Raw genomic sequence first — 14,930 nt, 5'->3', positions numbered from 1 at the left:
GCCACCTCGATCAGTCGGACGAGTCCCGGGCGACCGCCTGCGCTGCTTCCTGCATGACGGACTCGAATGGCAACCCGAGCAGATCGCACAGACCTTGCACCTGGTCGACGTCGAGCACACGCTTGCCGCCGAAGATGCGCGAGATCTGCGCCTGCGACAGCCCAATGCTCTCTCCGAGCGCCGTCTGACTCACGCCCTGCAACTCCGCTTCCCGGCGCAGAATCGCCGCGATGTTGCGGGAGTACGCTCCCGGCGTTTTCTTGACTGACGGCACGCAAGCCAATGTAGCGAACATTCACCCCAGCACTCATGCTCGACGCACTATGCCATTTGGGATACCATCGGGGCATGATCCACACCACGCGGCGTGTCATGGTCGCCACAGCGATTATGGCGCAGTTGCGGGCGCAACGGATGACGCCAGAAGATCTCGCCCAGGCAATCGGGTTGCCTGCGGATGACCTTGCGGAGCGGCTGAACGGAGCCGTGGCGTTCGACGTCGACGAGCTTGATGCCATCGCTGTGGCTTTGCGGGTGGAGATCGACGCGCTGCTCGGTACCCGATAGCTTCCCGCCAATGTCGGTGGGTTAGTCGAAGCTGTGTTCGAACATGCCATTTGGCATCCAATGTTCCAGGGGGGACAAATAATGACTGTGGGATTCGAAAGTTCGAAGCTTGTCATGGGACGACTCACTGCCGCGGGGGCGCCGGTTGATCGAGTCGAGTCGCAACACCCGGACATGGTGCTGCTTGGCACGGTTCTAGGGTTGGCTGAGACGCTGGGCGCGGATTACCGGCTGTTGTTTGCTGCGCCGGTCGAGGATATTTCGGCGGCCTTCTTCTTGGCGAGACCCATCACTTCGCCCGGCTCCAGCCCGAGTGCGTCGACGAGCTCGAAGAACTGACCCATTCGCATGGGGCGCTCCCCACTGAGTAGTCGCGAGAAGGTGCGCTCGGGGATGCCTGACTTTGCAACGAGATCGTCGTTGCTCATGTTCAGCTCCGCCTTGCGTCCGCGCAAGATGGCCGCAATTGCCTGGGTATAGCTTTCGGTGTCCATATGGGCACTATATGGCCAAAATGGGCCGACTTCAAGGTGCCCCCCGGAGTGGGGTAAGCCCGATTTGGGCAACACGGCCCGTTTTGACTTGAGGTAGCCCGTTTGGGCCGTACATTGTCTGCATGGGCCGAATCAATCACACAGAAACCATCGCCAAGCGGGTGGACGCAAGCCGCTGCTCGCTCGACATCGCCGTCAATCGACTGGCGGAAGACTCGGGCATCCCCCGAACTACCCTTCAGCGGAAGTTGAAAGGCGCCGCTGAATTCACTGGAGGCGAGCTGATCGTCCTCGGCGACCAGATGAACGTCAATCCTGAGATCTGGATCCAGGGACTCGCGAAGGCCGCACAATGAGCGCCGACCGCAGCGGACCCGTTCTCGGCGTCAAGGCGGCTGCAGAGTACGTGCAGCGTGCGCCGAAGACGCTCTACAACATGAAGGCCGCCGGCGTCGGTCCGAAGTCGTTCAAACACGGACGACAGACCGTCTATTACCCCGCAGACCTGGACGCGTGGCTCAAGTCTCAGCTAGTAGCTGCCGAGTGAGCCTCTACACCGGCTCCGTTCTCGGCCTCGAACGCCCTGACACGGGAGAGGAGGACGAATACGAGCCGATCGATGAAGACGACCGCAAATCCGACTACGAGGACTAACCCCCACCAAAACGAATCGCCACCTGCTGGAACAGACGGCGACTCAGTGACACGAAAGGCACGAAAACCTATGTCAACCACAGATACTACCGCCCCGGTCCAGAAACCGCGCGGTTCTGCAACGAAGTTCACCGTCCCGGCTGTCCTTCTCCGCGACCTGGTCGCTGGCATCCTCCCCGCCACCTCGAAGGATGATGTCACTCCGGTTCTCTGCGCGGCGCAGTGGATCATCGAGGACTCCGTACTCCGACTGGTCGGCACCGACCGGTACCGGATCCACACGGCAACCGTCGCCCTCCCGGGCAAGCCGAAGGCGGGACACTTCATCGTCCCCCGGAGTGCACTGATCTGGATCTGGAAGAACGCCAACTTCTACGGACGCGCTCGGAGCAACGCAACGATCCCAGTCGTCGACATCGAGCTGACTGTCCCGGCGAACGCGGACTCGGCGAACCCGGGAACGATCACAGTCAAAGTGCGTCGGTCCGTCGATGAACGGCTGCACGTGCTCTCGTTCGCGGACAAGCTCGTCGTCGGCATCTTCCCTCCAGTGATGAAGCTGGTCGAGAAGGCGCGAGCGGCCGAGATCGCGTCGGCCACAGCGAAGGTGAATCTGCGATTCGTCGCAGACGCCCAGAAGATGGCCGGAAACGGCTACGTCGCCCCGCGGATCAAGTTCACGGCCGCCGAGGACGGTTCGTCGAAGCCCGGCGTAGTTCTTGTTGCGTTCGAGAACGACGACAAGACGCCGTACGCCGAGGCGCTCATCCAGCCGAATCTGGAACTCCGCTGATGCGCGCGCCGAAGTGGCTGGTCGCCAACGACCCGCACCCCGCGTACTCGGACTGGGACGGTCGTGACGGCCTGACCGAAACACCGAAGGTCATGGTCCGCATGGACGAGTACCCGCGGCTCGCACCTCAGCCGGTGCACCCGACTCCCCCGACCGAACCGGTCCTCCCGAAGACGCACGACGAGAGCAAAGCACCGTTCATCGCCTGCACCGTCGTCCTTGTCGTCGTGTTCATCATCCTCGGCTGGACGGCATTCGACCTCCTCGCCGCCGGCGTCAAGTACTGAAAGGCAACACCCACCATGACACTGCAAATCGTCAACCTCCAGGCCGAGAACTACAAGCGAGTCAAGGCCGTCAACATCACCCCTGAGGGGAACGTCGTCTTCATCGGCGGCCGAAACGCTCAGGGCAAAACGTCGGTCCTCGACGCCATCTGGGCCGCTCTCGCAGGCGGCGATGCCTCGCGGGCAACTCAGCAGCCAATCCGCGACGGGCAGGAAACCGCTGTCGTCCGCCTCGACCTCGGCGAGTACATCGTCACCCGCCGCTGGACGAAGGACGACTCGGGCACCCTCACTGTTGAGTCAGGCGACGGGGCGAAGTACTCCTCGCCGCAGAAGCTCCTCGACGAGGTTGTCGGCGCCCGAGCCTTCGACCCGCTGGCGTTCACCCGCCAGTCGGCACGCGACCAGGTCGCGACGCTGGTCTCCACGGTGAAGCTGCCGTTCGACCCTGCTGCCGTCGAGCGGGAACGCAAGGGCATGTTCGACACCCGCACCGAGGTCAAACGCGAGGTCACGAAGCTCGAAGGACAGCTCGCAGGATTCGCTCCGACCGACGAGACCCTCCCGGCTGAGGAGGTCTCCGCGGCATCCGTGCTCGACGAATACGAAGAGGCGAGCCAGCACAACGCAGCCATCGACCGCCTCTACAACGCGGCCGCTGACGCTCAGACGGAGCGCGAGAACGCCGCCAAGCACGTCGCCAAGCTGGAAGAGCAGCTCGACGCCGCACGCACGTACCTGACCATGGCGATCGAGACCGAGGAGACGACAGTCGCGAAGGCTGCGGCGAGCGTGCGGAAGGACCTCGCGGCGATCAGTGCCCGCCTGGCGTCCGTCGAAGCGACGAACGCGAAGGTGCGGGCACAGCAGCACCGTGCAGCCGTGGCCGCCGAGCTCTCGGAGCGGAAGCAGCGCGCGGCACAGCTCACGATCCAGCTCGAGCAGATCGATAAGCGAAAGGCTGGCGCTCTCGCTGCGGCGAACTTCCCCGTCGACGGTCTTTCGTTCGATGACTCGGGCGTGACGTACAAGGGCATCCCCTTCTCTCAGGCATCCGCCGCTGAGCAGCTCCGCGTCTCTGTGGCTCTGGCCATGGCCGCGAACCCGACGCTCCGCGTGCTGCGGATCCTCGACGGGTCGCTGCTCGACTCCGACTCGCTCAAGATCATCGGCGAGCTGGCGACGGAGAACGACTACCAGGTGTGGATCGAGATCGTTGACGAGTCCGGCAAGGTCGGCGTCGTCATCGAAGACGGTCAGGTGAAGGCATGAGCGCCGTCGACCACAAGGCCGAGGCGATCCGCCTCGACAACGAGGCGTACAAGACGCACGCGGGACCGGAGGTAGCGGCTCTATACGCCGCGCGGGCGCAGACGCACGCAACGCTCTTCGCCGCCGAGCAGCAGCGTCTCGCCAACCTCATCGAGTGGTTCGGAGACGGGGAGTTGTCCACGGACCCAGCAAAGCGCGAAGCACAGCTCGCGGTACAGCGGGAGACCGAAGAAGGACTGGGCCTCTCATGAGCATCAACGACTCCGGCGTTCTCATGAACGCAACCGCCGCCACTCCGACGCTTGTCTCGTGGGTGGTTGGTCTCGACCTCTCCCTCACCGGCACAGGCGTCGCGGTGATCGGCGAGGACGGCATCCGTACCTCGCTGGTTACCTCGAAGGGGAAGGCGGATGCGTCACTCCAGCAGCGCTCCGCCCGCCTCATCGACCTCTGCCAGCAGATCGCCGACCTCATCCCCGAAGGTGCGCTCGTCGTCATCGAGCAGCCCGCCTACTCGCAGACGGGCGGTTCACATCACGACCGCTCCGGTCTCTGGTGGCTGATCGTCGCTTACCTGCACGGCATTCACCATGTCGTCGAGGTCGCGCCCGGCACCGTGAAGAAGTTCGCCACCGGGAAAGGCAACGCCGGTAAGGACGAGATGCTCGCCGCCGCGATCAAGCGCTACCCCGGCGCCGACGTCGTGAACAACAACGTCGCGGATGCAGTGCACCTCGCGGCCATGGGTGCCCGGTTCCTCGGCCACCCGCAGGAGACCGAGACGGTGAAGATCGTCGAAGCGATGGCTGTGCCGAGGTGGACAGCATGAGCGCCTACGACCTCGACGACCCGAAGCACCCCGGCTACGCCGACCGCCTCTTCGAGCGCCGTGATGACCTCGTGAAAGAGGTGTGCGTCTTCTGCGGGTGCGTCGGCGGTCACTTCACCGGTTGTCAGGTGGCTCCGCGATGAGCTACCTCGACAGGGTCCTTCACGACGGCTCCGACCGGGACGGCTGGCTCGAAGCTCGCCGTCCTGTGATCGGGGCGTCGGATGCCGCGAAGCTCGCCAAGCCGGGATCGGTGGACAAGTACCTCGCACAGAAACTCGGCGACAGCGGATTCAGCGGGAACAAGTACACCGACTCCGGTAATCGGTGGGAACCGATGATGCTCGCGTGGGCTGGCATCCCCGAGAACAAGGCACTCATCCACTCCCCCGGAGAACGCGGTTTCGCTGCCACACCGGACGGGGCTGGCGGGACGGTCGGCGCCGAGTGTAAAGCAAAGCACGGTCGCGTCGTCGACGGCCCGTCGCTCGGTGAATGGCGGCAGCTCGCGTGGCAGTTCGTCTGCGTCCCCGAGTTCGAGTCCATCGAGTTCATCTGGGTCGAACTGATGGACGGCGAGATTCGCGCCGGCTGCCACGGCGAACCGAAGAGCATCACCGTGCGCCCCGACCATTCCCGAATCCGGGAGCTGACACCGTTCATCCTCCCCATCGCAACAGACCTCCTCGCGCGGCTCACCGCCGCGCTCGATTTCGAAAGGCAGCTCGCCTCATGAGCACTGACATCACCCCTTACCGCAACGCCTCGCTCGACGAGAAGTACCGCTACGCCCGCGCACTCGCTGAGGCCGGCGACCTCCTCCCCAAGGGCCTGTGGGCCAACGTCCGCAACGCTGAGACGGGTCTCATGGAGAACCGGCCGTCACCAGGCAAGGTGATGCTCGTCGCCGAGACTGGCGCCATGCTCGGCATCCACCCGATGGCCGCCCTGCAGGGCATCGACGTCATCGAGGGCAACCCGACGATCAAGCCGTCACTCATGACAGCACTCGTCCGCGAGGCAGGACACACGCTCCGCATTAAAAAGACCGGGACGATCGAGGGCGGCGACATCGCCGTCACAGCGACGCTCATCCGGTCGGACGATCCCGACTTCACGTACGAGTCGACTTGGGAGCCGAAGGACGCTATCCGCGCCGGATTGATTGATTCCTACAAGCCGAACGCCGAGGGCGTGTGGCAGGTCCGGGCTCGATCCCAGAACGACAACATCAAGCCGTGGGAGGCGTACACGCCCGCGATGCTCCGTTGGCGTGCCGTCGGCGACGTCGTCCGCGAGGGCGCGGAGGATGTGCTCCTCGGCGTGCACTACACCGCCGAGGAACTGACCTCGGGCCCGACCGACGCCGGCGAGATGGTCCAAGTGACCGCGGCCCCGGCCGAGGACTGGGCGGCCCTGATTGCCGCGGCAACCACGAAGACAGAGCTGACCGCGATAGCGAACCGTGCGAGGGCAGCCGAACAGTTCACCGACGCGATCCGGACGCTCGTGCTCGCCCGCTCCGGGATGATCCACCGCGGCGAAACACCCGCAGAGGAACCGACCGCTGAGGAACAGGTCGAAGTCGTGGACGGTGAACTGTCCAAGGAAGAGTACGAGCGCCAGTCGGCAGCCGAGCACGCAGCGGCGGTGCAGTCATGACTGTCGAGATGAAGCCGAACCCAGCGACCGGCGAGATTGCGAACCTCGCGGCCGACGACCTGGTCACGTACCAGCCGATGCACCCGCTCGACATCGAGCAGGCCATCCGTGCGATCGGCGAACGGCTCGAAGCATCCATCCCCGCACTGAAGGAACTGTGGGAGAAGCGCTACGCCGCCGAGCGTGCACTGATCAAGGCGAAGGCCGAGACCATGCTGCGTTCGAAATACGACACCGTCGCTGAGAAGCGCGCCGAGGCAGAGCTTGCAACGCTCGAGCTGCGTCGGGAGTTCGACGCAGCGAAGGAGATCCTTCACGCTGCCGAGGAACTCCAGAAGGCGTTGCAGGCGCGGATGTTCGGATTCCAGAACATCAACCGTGTCCAGGCGTCGCTCTACAACATGGGCGGTGGTCCCAGGTGAGCGCCGTGCTTGAGCGGGTCGGATACCGCCAGCCCGCCGTCGAGTGGAACGGCCTCACCGTCACGGACCTCTTCTGTGGCGCGGGCGGATCCTCCTCCGGTCTCGTCGCCGCCGGATTCAAGGTCGTCATCGCGGCGAACCACTGGGCGCAGGCGATCGACTCGCACCAGATCAACCACCCCGAAACGGACCACTCGAACGCTGACATCTCGCAGGTGAATCCCGGGTTCTTTCCGCGCACCGACATCCTTTGGGCGTCGCCGGAGTGCACCAACCACTCTGTGGCGAAGGGGGTGAAGCGTCAGCGAGTCGAGGACGCCGCACTGTTCGAGGCCGACGGCACTCGCCCGCTTCCCGACGAGGCAGCGAACCGGTCCCGGGCGACGATGTGGGATGTGCCACGGTTCGCCGAGCACCACAACTACCGGGCGATCATCATCGAGAACGTCGTCGACGCCGCCCGCTGGGTTCCGTTCCCGGCATGGCTTCAGACGATGGAGCTGCTCGGGTATGAGCACGAGATCGTGTGGCTGAACTCGATGCACGCTCAGGGCATGGGGCTCCCCGCCCCACAGTCACGCGACCGGATGTACGTCGTGTTCTGGCGGAAGGGCGAGCGCAAACCCAACCTCACGAAGTGGACCCGTCCGCAGGCGTTCTGCGAAATGCACGGCATCGTGCACGCGGTCCAGGCGTTCAAGAAGGAGGAACGCTGGGGCCGTTACCGGGCGCAGTACGTGTACCGGTGCCCGCGGGTTGAGTGCCGCAACGCGATCGTGGAACCTGCGTGGCTGCCCGCCTCCTCGGCTATTGACTGGTCCATCCCGGGCGAGCGCATTGGTGACAAGAAGAAGCCGCTCGCCGAGAAGACGAGGGCCCGCATCGAGAAGGGCATCGAACGGCACTGGAAGCCGCTGGTCGTCGCGGCGGCCGGGAACACGTACGACTCAGCATCAGGCAAGCCCGGCACCTATCTGCGGGCGTGGCCGACTGAGGAGGCTCTGCGCACGCAAAACGGCACCGCCGAGTACGGCGTCGCGGTCCCTCCGCTCATCACGGACGGCATCCACGGCGGAGGCACGGTTCAGTCGTCGGATAACCCGATGCTCACGCAGACGACAGCTCAGACGAAGGGCCTCGCGTATGCCCCGCTGATGATCCCCGTGGAAGGTCGCGAGGGTAAGAGCGCGGCGCCGACCACGGGACCGCTCCGCACGCAGTCAACCCGCAACGAGACGGCACTCGTCGTCCCGCTGCGAAACCACGGCGTCACGAAGCCCGCAACACACCCGATCGACACCGTGTCTGCTGGGGGCAACCACCACGCCCTGGTCATGCGGAACAACGAGGGCGGCGCGGAAATGTCGACGCCCGTCACGGAGGAGCTTCGGACGATCACCACGGCGGGGCATCAGTCCCTGCTGGTGCCGTACTACTCGGCATCCCTGACCGCGAAGCCGACAAGCGAACCTCACGGAACGCTCACCACGGGCGACCGGTTCGGACTCGTCGAGTCCGAGATCAGCCTCGACGTCGACGACGTCCTGTTCCGGATGCTGACCCCCGACGAGATCAAGATCGGCATGGCATTCGCCCCCGACTACTTCCTCGGCGGAACGAAGCGCGAACAGGTCAAGCAGGCAGGCAACGCGGTCACCCCTCCTGCTGCTCGGGATCTCGGGATGGCTGTGGCCGAGGCGCTCAACGGAACGAACCTGGAGCGTGCGGCATGATCCGGCAATCAGTTTCGCGTTCTCAGGTCATCCCAGTGCGCCATGTGAAGGGCCATTTCAAGGGAGCTGTGCATGTAACCCGTAATGTATCCGGGCGACCCATCCTGCCGCTCGTTCACAGGAAGGTCCGAGAAGTACGCCTCCACGGAGAAACGACGCTCGTCAGCAGCTTCGCCACGATCGAGCACATTGACGGTGACTTCTTCGTGTCCCATGAAGAAGGTGTAGGTAGTCAGCTTCGCTGGCTGCGCTCCGTCAACGAGGAGGGTGAGGAACTTCAGGGTTTCTTCTACGTCATCCATCCCCGCAGCCTATTGGCGGTGACGTCATGAGCGGGTTTTCTCCGGCGACGATCAAGGCGCTCAAGAAGCGGTCCCGTGGCCTCTGCGAGGGCTGCGGACTGGAGCCGGCCACAGAGGCACACCACGCCCAGTACAAGTCGCGTGGCGGCCCGGACACGCTCGGCAACGCACTGCACCTGTGCGGCTGGGGCAACCACACCGGCTGCCATGGCATCGCGCACTCCGGTGCACGGGGCGAGTCGCTCGGCTGGGCAATCCGTTCAGGGCACAACCCGCTGCTGGTGCCGAAGTTCCGGCGGTTCGATTCGAAGTGGTGGCGGTACGACGACGAGGGCGGCGCCGTCCAGGTGTCCGCAACAGACGCGATCGAGTACCTCACGATGATCGGCGCGATGAAGCAAGGGATCACCTAATGGCTTCACTCTCATGGGTCCGCGTAGACGCCGCGCTCGCGTCCAACCACAAAACGCTCGCACTTCTGGGGCAAAAAGGAGGAGATCGTGCACTCAACACCTACATTTTCGGCCTCGGACACTGTGCGTCGCAGGGCACTGACGGGTTCATCCCAACTGCCGCTCTCGGACTCATTCACGGGACAGCGAGAGCAGCGCAGCAGCTCGTCGAGGTTGGGCTGTGGCATCCGCTCCCTGGGGGCTGGGATGTCAACGATTACACCGATTATCAGCCGTCGGACGACGAGTCGAAGGCGCGTTCCGAGAAGGCCCGGAAGGCAGCCGAAGCACGGTGGGGAGCACGCAATGTCTGATGCCCCAAGCAATGCGCCAAGCATTGCTCAGCCGATGCCCGAAGCAATCCACGCAACGAACGCAACGTACGCAACTAACGCACGTGACCAAGACACACAGAGAAAACCTCGCGTTTATAACCGCGGGAGTGGGGCTGTGGATAACTCAAATCTGGCGACAGGAGAGAGCATCTTTCAGTCCGACATTGACCTCGCCGTGTTCCTTGCAACCCGAAATCCGAACCGAGTCCGTCACGAGAAGCCTCGACGAACCGCAGCGGAACGTGCCCGCCGGGAGTACGACCGCGAGACCACCAACCAACTGGCATTCATCCACGGCCAGCAGGCCGCCGAGACAGAGAAGAGAACCACATCATGAACTACTGGCCCAGCGGCATGAAGGTCGACCCGATCGGATCCTGGCCTTCAGCCCTCACTGAGAAGCGTCGCGCGTCGAACTTCGCCTCGACGATGTCGTCGACACTCGCCACGCTGCGCCGGGAGCTGTTCCAACTCGACGCGGAGGACGTCCGCCTGCAGGTCGCCATCCCCGCATCGCAGTTCCGCCTCGACGGCTACCCACGGGCGACGGCGAAGGCCGAGCATCCCGGAATCATCCTGACGATGCAGACGAACGTCGGCGCCCTCTCGTACCCGTGCGACACCTTCACGACGTGGGAGGACAACCTGCGCGCGATCGCCCTGGCACTCGAAGCGCTGCGGAAGGTCGACCGATACGGGGTGACGAAGCGCGGCGAGCAGTACCGCGGATTCATGGCGATCGAAGCCACCGCGGTGCCCGCAGGCTTCACCTCGGCCGACGACGCCCGCGAGTTCCTCCGGTCAGTCACCGGGGATCTCTGGAAGGACGTCTCGGCGTCGGACTCCCACCTGGTGCGAACAGCGAAACGGTGGGCGCACCCCGACATGCCCGGCGGCGACGCCGACAGATTCCAGCGAGTCACTCTCGCCGAGCAGTACCTCAAACAGAACGGAGCCATCTAATGGCCGGAGAAACAGTAATCACCGTCGTCGGGAACCTCACGAGCGACCCGGAGCTGCGGTACACGCAGAACGGCCTCGCAGTCGCGAACTTCACGATCGCGTCCACCCCGAAGGTGAAGGACCGCAACTCGGACGAGTGGAAGGACGGCGAGGCGCTGTTCCTCCGCGCATCCGTGTGGCGGGAGTTCGCCGAGCACGTCGCCGGATCGCTCACGAAGGGCTCCCGCGTCATCGCCACTGGCCGGCTGAAGCAGCGCTCGTACGAGACGAAGGAAGGCGAGAAGCGCACCAGCATCGAGCTGGAGATCGACGAGATCGGTCCGAGCCTTCGATACGCGACCGCCCAGGTGACGCGTGCGCAGTCGTCAGGCGACTCTCGTGGCCCTGCTGCGGTTCAGGACGAGCCGTGGGCGGCAACAGCACCCGGGGCCGCTCCTGCTGCGTCTCAGGAGCCGTGGAACAGCTCGGCACCGTTGGGAGGGTACGGAGATGACACCCCGTTCTGAAGCCAGCAGGTTCGTGCGGGCGATCCCCACGAACGGTGACGTCGTCCACGCACTGAAGGTCGATGTGCCCGTCTACTGGAAGTACCCGGGGATCCACAAGACCGATCCGAAGTCATTCATCGGCCGGTTGCTCGGCGGACGTTCGCTCTGCGGAGTCCGGGGAACCGACGCGTACGCCATGGGCGGCATGGCGGCAGTCCTTGATGCTGAGGGCGACCTGGTCGACTTCGACACCGAGAACATCCCGGAACCGAAAACGGCGTGGAACGGCGACACGATGAACGTCGTCTGCCCTCGCTGCGTCGGCCGCGTTCGCCGCATCCTCAAGAACCGGGGTGCCTGATGCTCGGCCACAGCCACCGTCCGAACCCACTCGCGTCGCAGATCGACTCCGAATGGGCACGCATCCAAGCGGAGATGCCCCGCAAGCCAGAGCACCTGTGTGCGAAGTGCAAGACACCGTTCGGCAAGTCCGCCGTCCGGTGTGTCAACGAACCGATAGGAACACGATGAGCACCTGTCATTGCGACGGACCACCGCACTCCTACGACCCGAAGTGGCGCAGGGAAGGCCGCGATAGCCAAGGCCGCCCCATTGCGCAGACCGTCTTTATCTACCCACAAGGAGGACGACGATGAGCCGCTCCACAGAGTCCCAGCTCGGCACAGCCCGGATGCTGCTCGCCATGTTCGACGCACAAATCGCCTCGTTCGATGAGCACATGAAATCCACTGAGGCGGTCAAACGCAAAGCCATCAAGGCGAAGAAGTTCGACCCGACGCTCCTCGAGCGTATCGAGGGGGTTCGGGAAGGCCGCGAGAAGTGGGCGGCCCGAGTCGAACAGCTCGAAAAGGAGACCGAAGCATCATGACACTCGTCTGCATAACGAACCAGATGCCGGAGGTCCGCGCCTGCACCATCACCGGTGAGCACTACGACACGTGCGACGGCGCCCTCTGCCACGGCTGCATCCCCCGGGAAGCGACCAACGGCCTGCTGTGCCACGGCTGCTACGTCCGCGTCCTCGACGCCCTCGGCAAGGTCGCCCCATGGTGGGAGGCACTGCAGGGTGTCGACCGGGCGGTGCAACGCGACAACGCCGGCGTCCGCACTCAGTCCGGCCCGCCGATCCCGATTCCACCGATCGGTCTCGCCATCGACGAGGTGTTCTCCTGGTACCGGTCGTACCCGGCGGACGTCGACCTGTGGGTGTCGTCGGTGGACGGCGCCCGTCACGCGATCATGTTCACGAAGACAGCGCTGGCAGCGTTCCGTGCTCACCCGATCGAGGAACGCACCACTCGAGTCGCCCGTATCCGGTGTGGGGAATGTCAGCAGATGAACCTCATCCACAAACCACCCCGCCACGTCGACGACAGCGTGCACATCCTGTGCCCGTGCGGAGTCACCCTCACGCTCGACGAGCTCGAGGTCGAACGAGAACGGCAGGTACGGAACATCGCCAACCCGATCATCGACGCCGGCCAACCAATCACGTTCGACCGGAACCAGGCGGAACCGTACTCGCGGGAGAACCCGGACCACGACCACCTCGACCCGCTCATGACACGCACCGTCAAGGAACTCGTCGCCGTCGCGGAAGGCCTCGAGGTTCCGAAGGCGCGCCAGCTCCGCAAGAACGAACTCATCACCACCATCCGAGAAAGGCAAACAGCATGAGCACCATGAAGCCATGGCTCACCGTCGCCGAGGCAGCCGTCCTCGTCAAGCGCCACCCACGCAAGGTGTACGCGTGGATTGAGAACGGCACTCTCAAGGCCCGCCGGTCCGCTGACGGCAAGTACGAAGTGTCGTCGACGGATGCGCTGCGGGTGGAGTCAGTAACGAAGCGAGGGCGACCCGCAGGCACCGCAAGCCACAACAGTAGCTCGATCGAGTAAGAAAGAGGCGGCCGCGACGTTATGGTCGCGGCCGCCTCATCCCTGCCTATTCGCGCTGGCCATCCGGGTCGCGTTCCGGCGCTACCGAATCTCGGGCAGCGGAATTGTCTGCGATTCACGACGCTTGCGACTGTACGGTGCACGCCACGTCACGGTCGCGTGCGGCTTTCCACTCGCGAGTACACTCTCGTTCCAATCGCCACGGGATATGACCGGCCGCATTGCTCGGTCTGTGCCACGGTAAGGAACGTCCGTCTGCCGGTCAACGAAGGACCACGTCCCTTTCGGCAGGAACACATGTCCGGGATCGAAGTCGATCACCATCTCGACGTCGTGAGCGCGACTGTCTCCCCTGTTGGACAGAGTCATAGCGATATCGATCCCCGAATCTATCGCCGATCGGTCAGCCTCGAGGACCCAGTAAGCGGCGCTGCTAACGGCTGCGCGACGGTATGCCAAGAAACTCACCACCAGAGCGAAGAGGGCAATAGCCGCGGCAATCCAATCAGGCCAACCAGCGTTCATGTTGCCGAGTCTAAGTGGGAGCGTGCATTAATTCGGCAATCACGGCACGATAAGAACTGTTAGCTGGAACACCCAGCCCGAAAGCCCCGCACAGAGCGATCCGGTCGGTGTGTTTCGGTCGTCAGCCAATCGTTGCCGCTCCTCCGCGAAGCAAGTCAACCTACAACGGTAACGACGGAACCCAAAGCGGAAGCGACGACACCGAGTCCAACCCACACCAGGTCGGAAGTTACGCTCGACAAAGCCTGCGCCAGGACCATGCGCCCCGCCATCGCCGGCGCGACATCAATATCCGCGTATCGCACCCTCGGGAGCCCCCAGAACTTCCATTGGCGCATTCGCCTGTCACTGGCCCAGCGCCGCCACGTGTCCCGCGCCCAGTCGTCCTCCAGCGCCCCAAACCGATCGAAGTCGCGGGAATAACGAGCATTGAGATACCGCATCCTGGCTTCCTGACGAAGCGCGCGGAGGTACTGGGTGCGGACAGTGGAATGAGCCTCAAGTAGACCAAAGATGGTCAGCGCAAGTCCCAGGACGGTGAGGGCTATCCCCCAACTTTGCGCGTTCATCGCCTCAGCGTAGCCTCGGCCGCGACTTAGGAGTGGGACATTACTTCGCTGTAAATGACTTGCAGAGTTGGGAAGCTCTGGGACGGCAGCTCACCGTGCAAGAAACGAGCAGCGACCATCTGACGGCCGCAACAACTTCATAAAACAGTCCACCCCGTGCTGGCATAACGGGGCATGAGAGCCGCCCGGACAGGTAACCTGTCGCTCTACGGCACACCGACCATCCGGGCGGCTCTCACACTCTCTTAGGTTCCGCGTCAACACGAGGTTTCATAGTGCCTGGTGAAGGACGTACCAAGATGTGCCGCACCTTTCCGGACGAGGCGTACCTGCGCGGAACTGCACTACTTCGATTCGACGGAGACCGCTCCCGGCTGCTGGCCGCCCACGACATACCGGAACGCAAGAGCGAGATCCCTCACGGCCGACGCCCGCCCAGCAGCGTTCATGTTCGCTTCAGTGACTCTGGCAGTCTCCTTCTCGATGATGCGCAGAATGGCAGCCTGTGCATCCGCCTTGGCGTCGATCATTTCGTCCCGGGTTACGGACATGGATTATTCCTTTCGTATAGCCACAGCAAGACGCGGCAGCTTTCGAACCGTACCGCCCGCCCCTGACACTCCTGAGGCCAACGCCTCCCCCGCAGCCACAAGAGGTGGCGAAC

Annotated in this window: 27 protein-coding genes; 22 read left to right on the top strand and 5 right to left on the bottom strand. The window is 64.0% G+C overall.

Annotated elements, in window-relative coordinates:
* Nucleotides 1-10: 10 nt before the first annotated feature.
* Nucleotides 11-274 (bottom strand): helix-turn-helix domain-containing protein, encoded by a 264-nt coding sequence (locus BM197_RS07800; RefSeq protein ID WP_177216772.1) that lies wholly within the window; start codon nucleotides 272-274, stop codon nucleotides 11-13.
* A gap of 74 nt (nucleotides 275-348) precedes the next feature.
* Between BM197_RS07800 and BM197_RS07795 the strand changes: the two genes are divergently transcribed.
* Complete coding sequence (locus BM197_RS07795; protein WP_177216771.1) at nucleotides 349-567, top strand: helix-turn-helix domain-containing protein; 219 nt, start codon at nucleotides 349-351, stop codon at nucleotides 565-567.
* Between the two features lie 224 nt (nucleotides 568-791).
* On the opposite strand, the gene BM197_RS07790 is transcribed toward BM197_RS07795, so the two are convergent.
* Nucleotides 792-1,061 carry a helix-turn-helix domain-containing protein gene (locus tag BM197_RS07790; RefSeq protein WP_090710360.1) on the bottom strand — a complete coding sequence of 90 codons (270 nt, stop codon included), beginning with the start codon at nucleotides 1,059-1,061 and terminating at the stop codon, nucleotides 792-794.
* 122 nt (nucleotides 1,062-1,183) lie between these two features.
* On the opposite strand from BM197_RS07790, the gene BM197_RS07785 reads away from it, so the two are divergent.
* The 12 genes from BM197_RS07785 (at nucleotide 1,184) to BM197_RS07735 (ending at nucleotide 8,713) form a co-directional block, all read left to right on the top strand.
* The gene (locus BM197_RS07785; protein ID WP_090710358.1) at nucleotides 1,184-1,417 is read left to right on the top strand and encodes a hypothetical protein; all 234 of its coding nucleotides are present in this window, start codon (nucleotides 1,184-1,186) and stop codon (nucleotides 1,415-1,417) included.
* Complete coding sequence (locus BM197_RS07780) at nucleotides 1,414-1,608, top strand: helix-turn-helix transcriptional regulator (protein WP_090710356.1); 195 nt, start codon at nucleotides 1,414-1,416, stop codon at nucleotides 1,606-1,608. The genes BM197_RS07785 and BM197_RS07780 overlap by 4 nt, the downstream gene beginning before the upstream one ends.
* Nucleotides 1,609-1,785: 177 nt before the next feature.
* Complete coding sequence (locus BM197_RS07775) at nucleotides 1,786-2,508, top strand: beta clamp domain-containing protein (RefSeq protein ID WP_177216770.1); 723 nt, start codon at nucleotides 1,786-1,788, stop codon at nucleotides 2,506-2,508.
* The gene (locus BM197_RS07770; RefSeq protein WP_090710353.1) at nucleotides 2,508-2,795 is read left to right on the top strand and encodes a hypothetical protein; all 288 of its coding nucleotides are present in this window, start codon (nucleotides 2,508-2,510) and stop codon (nucleotides 2,793-2,795) included. The genes BM197_RS07775 and BM197_RS07770 overlap by 1 nt, the downstream gene beginning before the upstream one ends.
* 15 nt (nucleotides 2,796-2,810) lie before the next feature.
* Complete coding sequence (locus BM197_RS07765; protein ID WP_090710351.1) at nucleotides 2,811-4,067, top strand: AAA family ATPase; 1,257 nt, start codon at nucleotides 2,811-2,813, stop codon at nucleotides 4,065-4,067.
* The gene (locus BM197_RS07760; protein ID WP_090710350.1) at nucleotides 4,064-4,318 is read left to right on the top strand and encodes a hypothetical protein; all 255 of its coding nucleotides are present in this window, start codon (nucleotides 4,064-4,066) and stop codon (nucleotides 4,316-4,318) included. Before BM197_RS07765 ends, BM197_RS07760 begins: the two co-directional genes overlap by 4 nt.
* Nucleotides 4,315-4,896, top strand: coding sequence for a RuvC family protein (locus BM197_RS07755; protein WP_090710348.1), 582 nt, complete (start codon nucleotides 4,315-4,317; stop codon nucleotides 4,894-4,896). The genes BM197_RS07760 and BM197_RS07755 overlap by 4 nt, the downstream gene beginning before the upstream one ends.
* A complete protein-coding gene (locus BM197_RS16270; protein ID WP_177216769.1) occupies nucleotides 4,893-5,039 on the top strand; it encodes a hypothetical protein in 147 nt (48 codons plus the stop codon). Before BM197_RS07755 ends, BM197_RS16270 begins: the two co-directional genes overlap by 4 nt.
* Complete coding sequence (locus BM197_RS07750) at nucleotides 5,036-5,632, top strand: hypothetical protein (RefSeq protein WP_090710346.1); 597 nt, start codon at nucleotides 5,036-5,038, stop codon at nucleotides 5,630-5,632. Before BM197_RS16270 ends, BM197_RS07750 begins: the two co-directional genes overlap by 4 nt.
* Complete coding sequence (locus BM197_RS07745) at nucleotides 5,629-6,558, top strand: hypothetical protein (protein WP_090710344.1); 930 nt, start codon at nucleotides 5,629-5,631, stop codon at nucleotides 6,556-6,558. Before BM197_RS07750 ends, BM197_RS07745 begins: the two co-directional genes overlap by 4 nt.
* The gene (locus tag BM197_RS07740; RefSeq protein ID WP_090710342.1) at nucleotides 6,555-6,980 is read left to right on the top strand and encodes a hypothetical protein; all 426 of its coding nucleotides are present in this window, start codon (nucleotides 6,555-6,557) and stop codon (nucleotides 6,978-6,980) included. Before BM197_RS07745 ends, BM197_RS07740 begins: the two co-directional genes overlap by 4 nt.
* The gene (locus BM197_RS07735) at nucleotides 6,977-8,713 is read left to right on the top strand and encodes a DNA cytosine methyltransferase (protein ID WP_090710341.1); all 1,737 of its coding nucleotides are present in this window, start codon (nucleotides 6,977-6,979) and stop codon (nucleotides 8,711-8,713) included. The genes BM197_RS07740 and BM197_RS07735 overlap by 4 nt, the downstream gene beginning before the upstream one ends.
* An 8-nt stretch (nucleotides 8,714-8,721) precedes the next feature.
* On the opposite strand, the gene BM197_RS07730 is transcribed toward BM197_RS07735, so the two are convergent.
* Nucleotides 8,722-9,015, bottom strand: a complete 294-nt coding sequence (locus BM197_RS07730; protein ID WP_090710339.1) for a hypothetical protein — start codon at nucleotides 9,013-9,015, stop codon at nucleotides 8,722-8,724.
* A gap of 26 nt (nucleotides 9,016-9,041) precedes the next feature.
* Between BM197_RS07730 and BM197_RS07725 the strand changes: the two genes are divergently transcribed.
* The 9 genes from BM197_RS07725 to BM197_RS07685 all read left to right on the top strand — a co-directional run bounded on the left by BM197_RS07725 (nucleotide 9,042) and on the right by BM197_RS07685 (nucleotide 13,172).
* On the top strand, nucleotides 9,042-9,428 hold the full coding sequence (locus BM197_RS07725; protein WP_090710337.1) for an HNH endonuclease: 387 nt from the start codon (nucleotides 9,042-9,044) through the stop codon (nucleotides 9,426-9,428).
* Nucleotides 9,428-9,781: a hypothetical protein gene (locus BM197_RS07720; RefSeq protein ID WP_090710335.1), complete on the top strand. Its 354-nt coding sequence runs from the start codon at nucleotides 9,428-9,430 to the stop codon at nucleotides 9,779-9,781. Before BM197_RS07725 ends, BM197_RS07720 begins: the two co-directional genes overlap by 1 nt.
* Nucleotides 9,782-9,917: 136 nt before the next feature.
* Nucleotides 9,918-10,139 (top strand): hypothetical protein, encoded by a 222-nt coding sequence (locus BM197_RS07715; protein ID WP_090710331.1) that lies wholly within the window; start codon nucleotides 9,918-9,920, stop codon nucleotides 10,137-10,139.
* Nucleotides 10,136-10,765, top strand: a complete 630-nt coding sequence (locus tag BM197_RS07710; protein WP_090710329.1) for a hypothetical protein — start codon at nucleotides 10,136-10,138, stop codon at nucleotides 10,763-10,765. The genes BM197_RS07715 and BM197_RS07710 overlap by 4 nt, the downstream gene beginning before the upstream one ends.
* Complete coding sequence (locus tag BM197_RS07705; RefSeq protein WP_090710326.1) at nucleotides 10,765-11,271, top strand: single-stranded DNA-binding protein; 507 nt, start codon at nucleotides 10,765-10,767, stop codon at nucleotides 11,269-11,271. Before BM197_RS07710 ends, BM197_RS07705 begins: the two co-directional genes overlap by 1 nt.
* Nucleotides 11,255-11,614 (top strand): hypothetical protein, encoded by a 360-nt coding sequence (locus tag BM197_RS07700; RefSeq protein WP_090710324.1) that lies wholly within the window; start codon nucleotides 11,255-11,257, stop codon nucleotides 11,612-11,614. Before BM197_RS07705 ends, BM197_RS07700 begins: the two co-directional genes overlap by 17 nt.
* A gap of 291 nt (nucleotides 11,615-11,905) precedes the next feature.
* Nucleotides 11,906-12,142, top strand: coding sequence for a hypothetical protein (locus BM197_RS07695; protein ID WP_090710322.1), 237 nt, complete (start codon nucleotides 11,906-11,908; stop codon nucleotides 12,140-12,142).
* Nucleotides 12,139-12,951 carry a Rho termination factor N-terminal domain-containing protein gene (locus BM197_RS07690; RefSeq protein ID WP_090710320.1) on the top strand — a complete coding sequence of 271 codons (813 nt, stop codon included), beginning with the start codon at nucleotides 12,139-12,141 and terminating at the stop codon, nucleotides 12,949-12,951. The genes BM197_RS07695 and BM197_RS07690 overlap by 4 nt, the downstream gene beginning before the upstream one ends.
* Nucleotides 12,948-13,172 carry a helix-turn-helix domain-containing protein gene (locus BM197_RS07685; RefSeq protein WP_090710318.1) on the top strand — a complete coding sequence of 75 codons (225 nt, stop codon included), beginning with the start codon at nucleotides 12,948-12,950 and terminating at the stop codon, nucleotides 13,170-13,172. Before BM197_RS07690 ends, BM197_RS07685 begins: the two co-directional genes overlap by 4 nt.
* A 680-nt stretch (nucleotides 13,173-13,852) precedes the next feature.
* On the opposite strand, the gene BM197_RS07675 is transcribed toward BM197_RS07685, so the two are convergent.
* Nucleotides 13,853-14,266 carry a hypothetical protein gene (locus BM197_RS07675; protein WP_090710315.1) on the bottom strand — a complete coding sequence of 138 codons (414 nt, stop codon included), beginning with the start codon at nucleotides 14,264-14,266 and terminating at the stop codon, nucleotides 13,853-13,855.
* 344 nt (nucleotides 14,267-14,610) lie between these two features.
* On the bottom strand, nucleotides 14,611-14,817 hold the full coding sequence (locus BM197_RS07670) for a hypothetical protein (RefSeq protein ID WP_090710313.1): 207 nt from the start codon (nucleotides 14,815-14,817) through the stop codon (nucleotides 14,611-14,613).
* Between the last annotated feature and the right edge of the window lie 113 nt (nucleotides 14,818-14,930).

It is taken from the genome of Mycetocola miduiensis (assembly GCF_900115155.1).
GTDB lineage: Bacteria > Actinomycetota > Actinomycetes > Actinomycetales > Microbacteriaceae > Mycetocola_A > Mycetocola_A miduiensis.
Note: the sequence above shows the minus strand (reverse complement) of the source record. Positions and strands in the feature narration are given on the sequence as shown.

Excerpts from the sequence above, each read along its gene's own strand:
- BM197_RS07670 (WP_090710313.1), bottom strand. The coding sequence starts at position 14,817 with ATGTCCGTAACCCGGGACGAAATGATCGACGCCAAGGCGGATGCACAG.
- BM197_RS07690 (WP_090710320.1), top strand. The coding sequence starts at position 12,139 with ATGACACTCGTCTGCATAACGAACCAGATGCCGGAGGTCCGCGCCTGC.
- BM197_RS07790 (WP_090710360.1), bottom strand. The coding sequence starts at position 1,061 with ATGGACACCGAAAGCTATACCCAGGCAATTGCGGCCATCTTGCGCGGA.
- BM197_RS07780 (WP_090710356.1), top strand. The coding sequence starts at position 1,414 with ATGAGCGCCGACCGCAGCGGACCCGTTCTCGGCGTCAAGGCGGCTGCA.
- BM197_RS07710 (WP_090710329.1), top strand. The coding sequence starts at position 10,136 with ATGAACTACTGGCCCAGCGGCATGAAGGTCGACCCGATCGGATCCTGG.
- BM197_RS16270 (WP_177216769.1), top strand. The coding sequence starts at position 4,893 with ATGAGCGCCTACGACCTCGACGACCCGAAGCACCCCGGCTACGCCGAC.
- BM197_RS07700 (WP_090710324.1), top strand. The coding sequence starts at position 11,255 with ATGACACCCCGTTCTGAAGCCAGCAGGTTCGTGCGGGCGATCCCCACG.
- BM197_RS07795 (WP_177216771.1), top strand. The coding sequence starts at position 349 with ATGATCCACACCACGCGGCGTGTCATGGTCGCCACAGCGATTATGGCG.
- BM197_RS07770 (WP_090710353.1), top strand. The coding sequence starts at position 2,508 with ATGCGCGCGCCGAAGTGGCTGGTCGCCAACGACCCGCACCCCGCGTAC.
- BM197_RS07740 (WP_090710342.1), top strand. The coding sequence starts at position 6,555 with ATGACTGTCGAGATGAAGCCGAACCCAGCGACCGGCGAGATTGCGAAC.
- BM197_RS07760 (WP_090710350.1), top strand. The coding sequence starts at position 4,064 with ATGAGCGCCGTCGACCACAAGGCCGAGGCGATCCGCCTCGACAACGAG.
- BM197_RS07705 (WP_090710326.1), top strand. The coding sequence starts at position 10,765 with ATGGCCGGAGAAACAGTAATCACCGTCGTCGGGAACCTCACGAGCGAC.
- BM197_RS07695 (WP_090710322.1), top strand. The coding sequence starts at position 11,906 with ATGAGCCGCTCCACAGAGTCCCAGCTCGGCACAGCCCGGATGCTGCTC.
- BM197_RS07750 (WP_090710346.1), top strand. The coding sequence starts at position 5,036 with ATGAGCTACCTCGACAGGGTCCTTCACGACGGCTCCGACCGGGACGGC.
- BM197_RS07725 (WP_090710337.1), top strand. The coding sequence starts at position 9,042 with ATGAGCGGGTTTTCTCCGGCGACGATCAAGGCGCTCAAGAAGCGGTCC.
- BM197_RS07685 (WP_090710318.1), top strand. The coding sequence starts at position 12,948 with ATGAGCACCATGAAGCCATGGCTCACCGTCGCCGAGGCAGCCGTCCTC.
- BM197_RS07675 (WP_090710315.1), bottom strand. The coding sequence starts at position 14,266 with ATGAACGCGCAAAGTTGGGGGATAGCCCTCACCGTCCTGGGACTTGCG.
- BM197_RS07720 (WP_090710335.1), top strand. The coding sequence starts at position 9,428 with ATGGCTTCACTCTCATGGGTCCGCGTAGACGCCGCGCTCGCGTCCAAC.
- BM197_RS07765 (WP_090710351.1), top strand. The coding sequence starts at position 2,811 with ATGACACTGCAAATCGTCAACCTCCAGGCCGAGAACTACAAGCGAGTC.
- BM197_RS07730 (WP_090710339.1), bottom strand. The coding sequence starts at position 9,015 with ATGGATGACGTAGAAGAAACCCTGAAGTTCCTCACCCTCCTCGTTGAC.
- BM197_RS07775 (WP_177216770.1), top strand. The coding sequence starts at position 1,786 with ATGTCAACCACAGATACTACCGCCCCGGTCCAGAAACCGCGCGGTTCT.
- BM197_RS07755 (WP_090710348.1), top strand. The coding sequence starts at position 4,315 with ATGAGCATCAACGACTCCGGCGTTCTCATGAACGCAACCGCCGCCACT.
- BM197_RS07785 (WP_090710358.1), top strand. The coding sequence starts at position 1,184 with ATGGGCCGAATCAATCACACAGAAACCATCGCCAAGCGGGTGGACGCA.
- BM197_RS07745 (WP_090710344.1), top strand. The coding sequence starts at position 5,629 with ATGAGCACTGACATCACCCCTTACCGCAACGCCTCGCTCGACGAGAAG.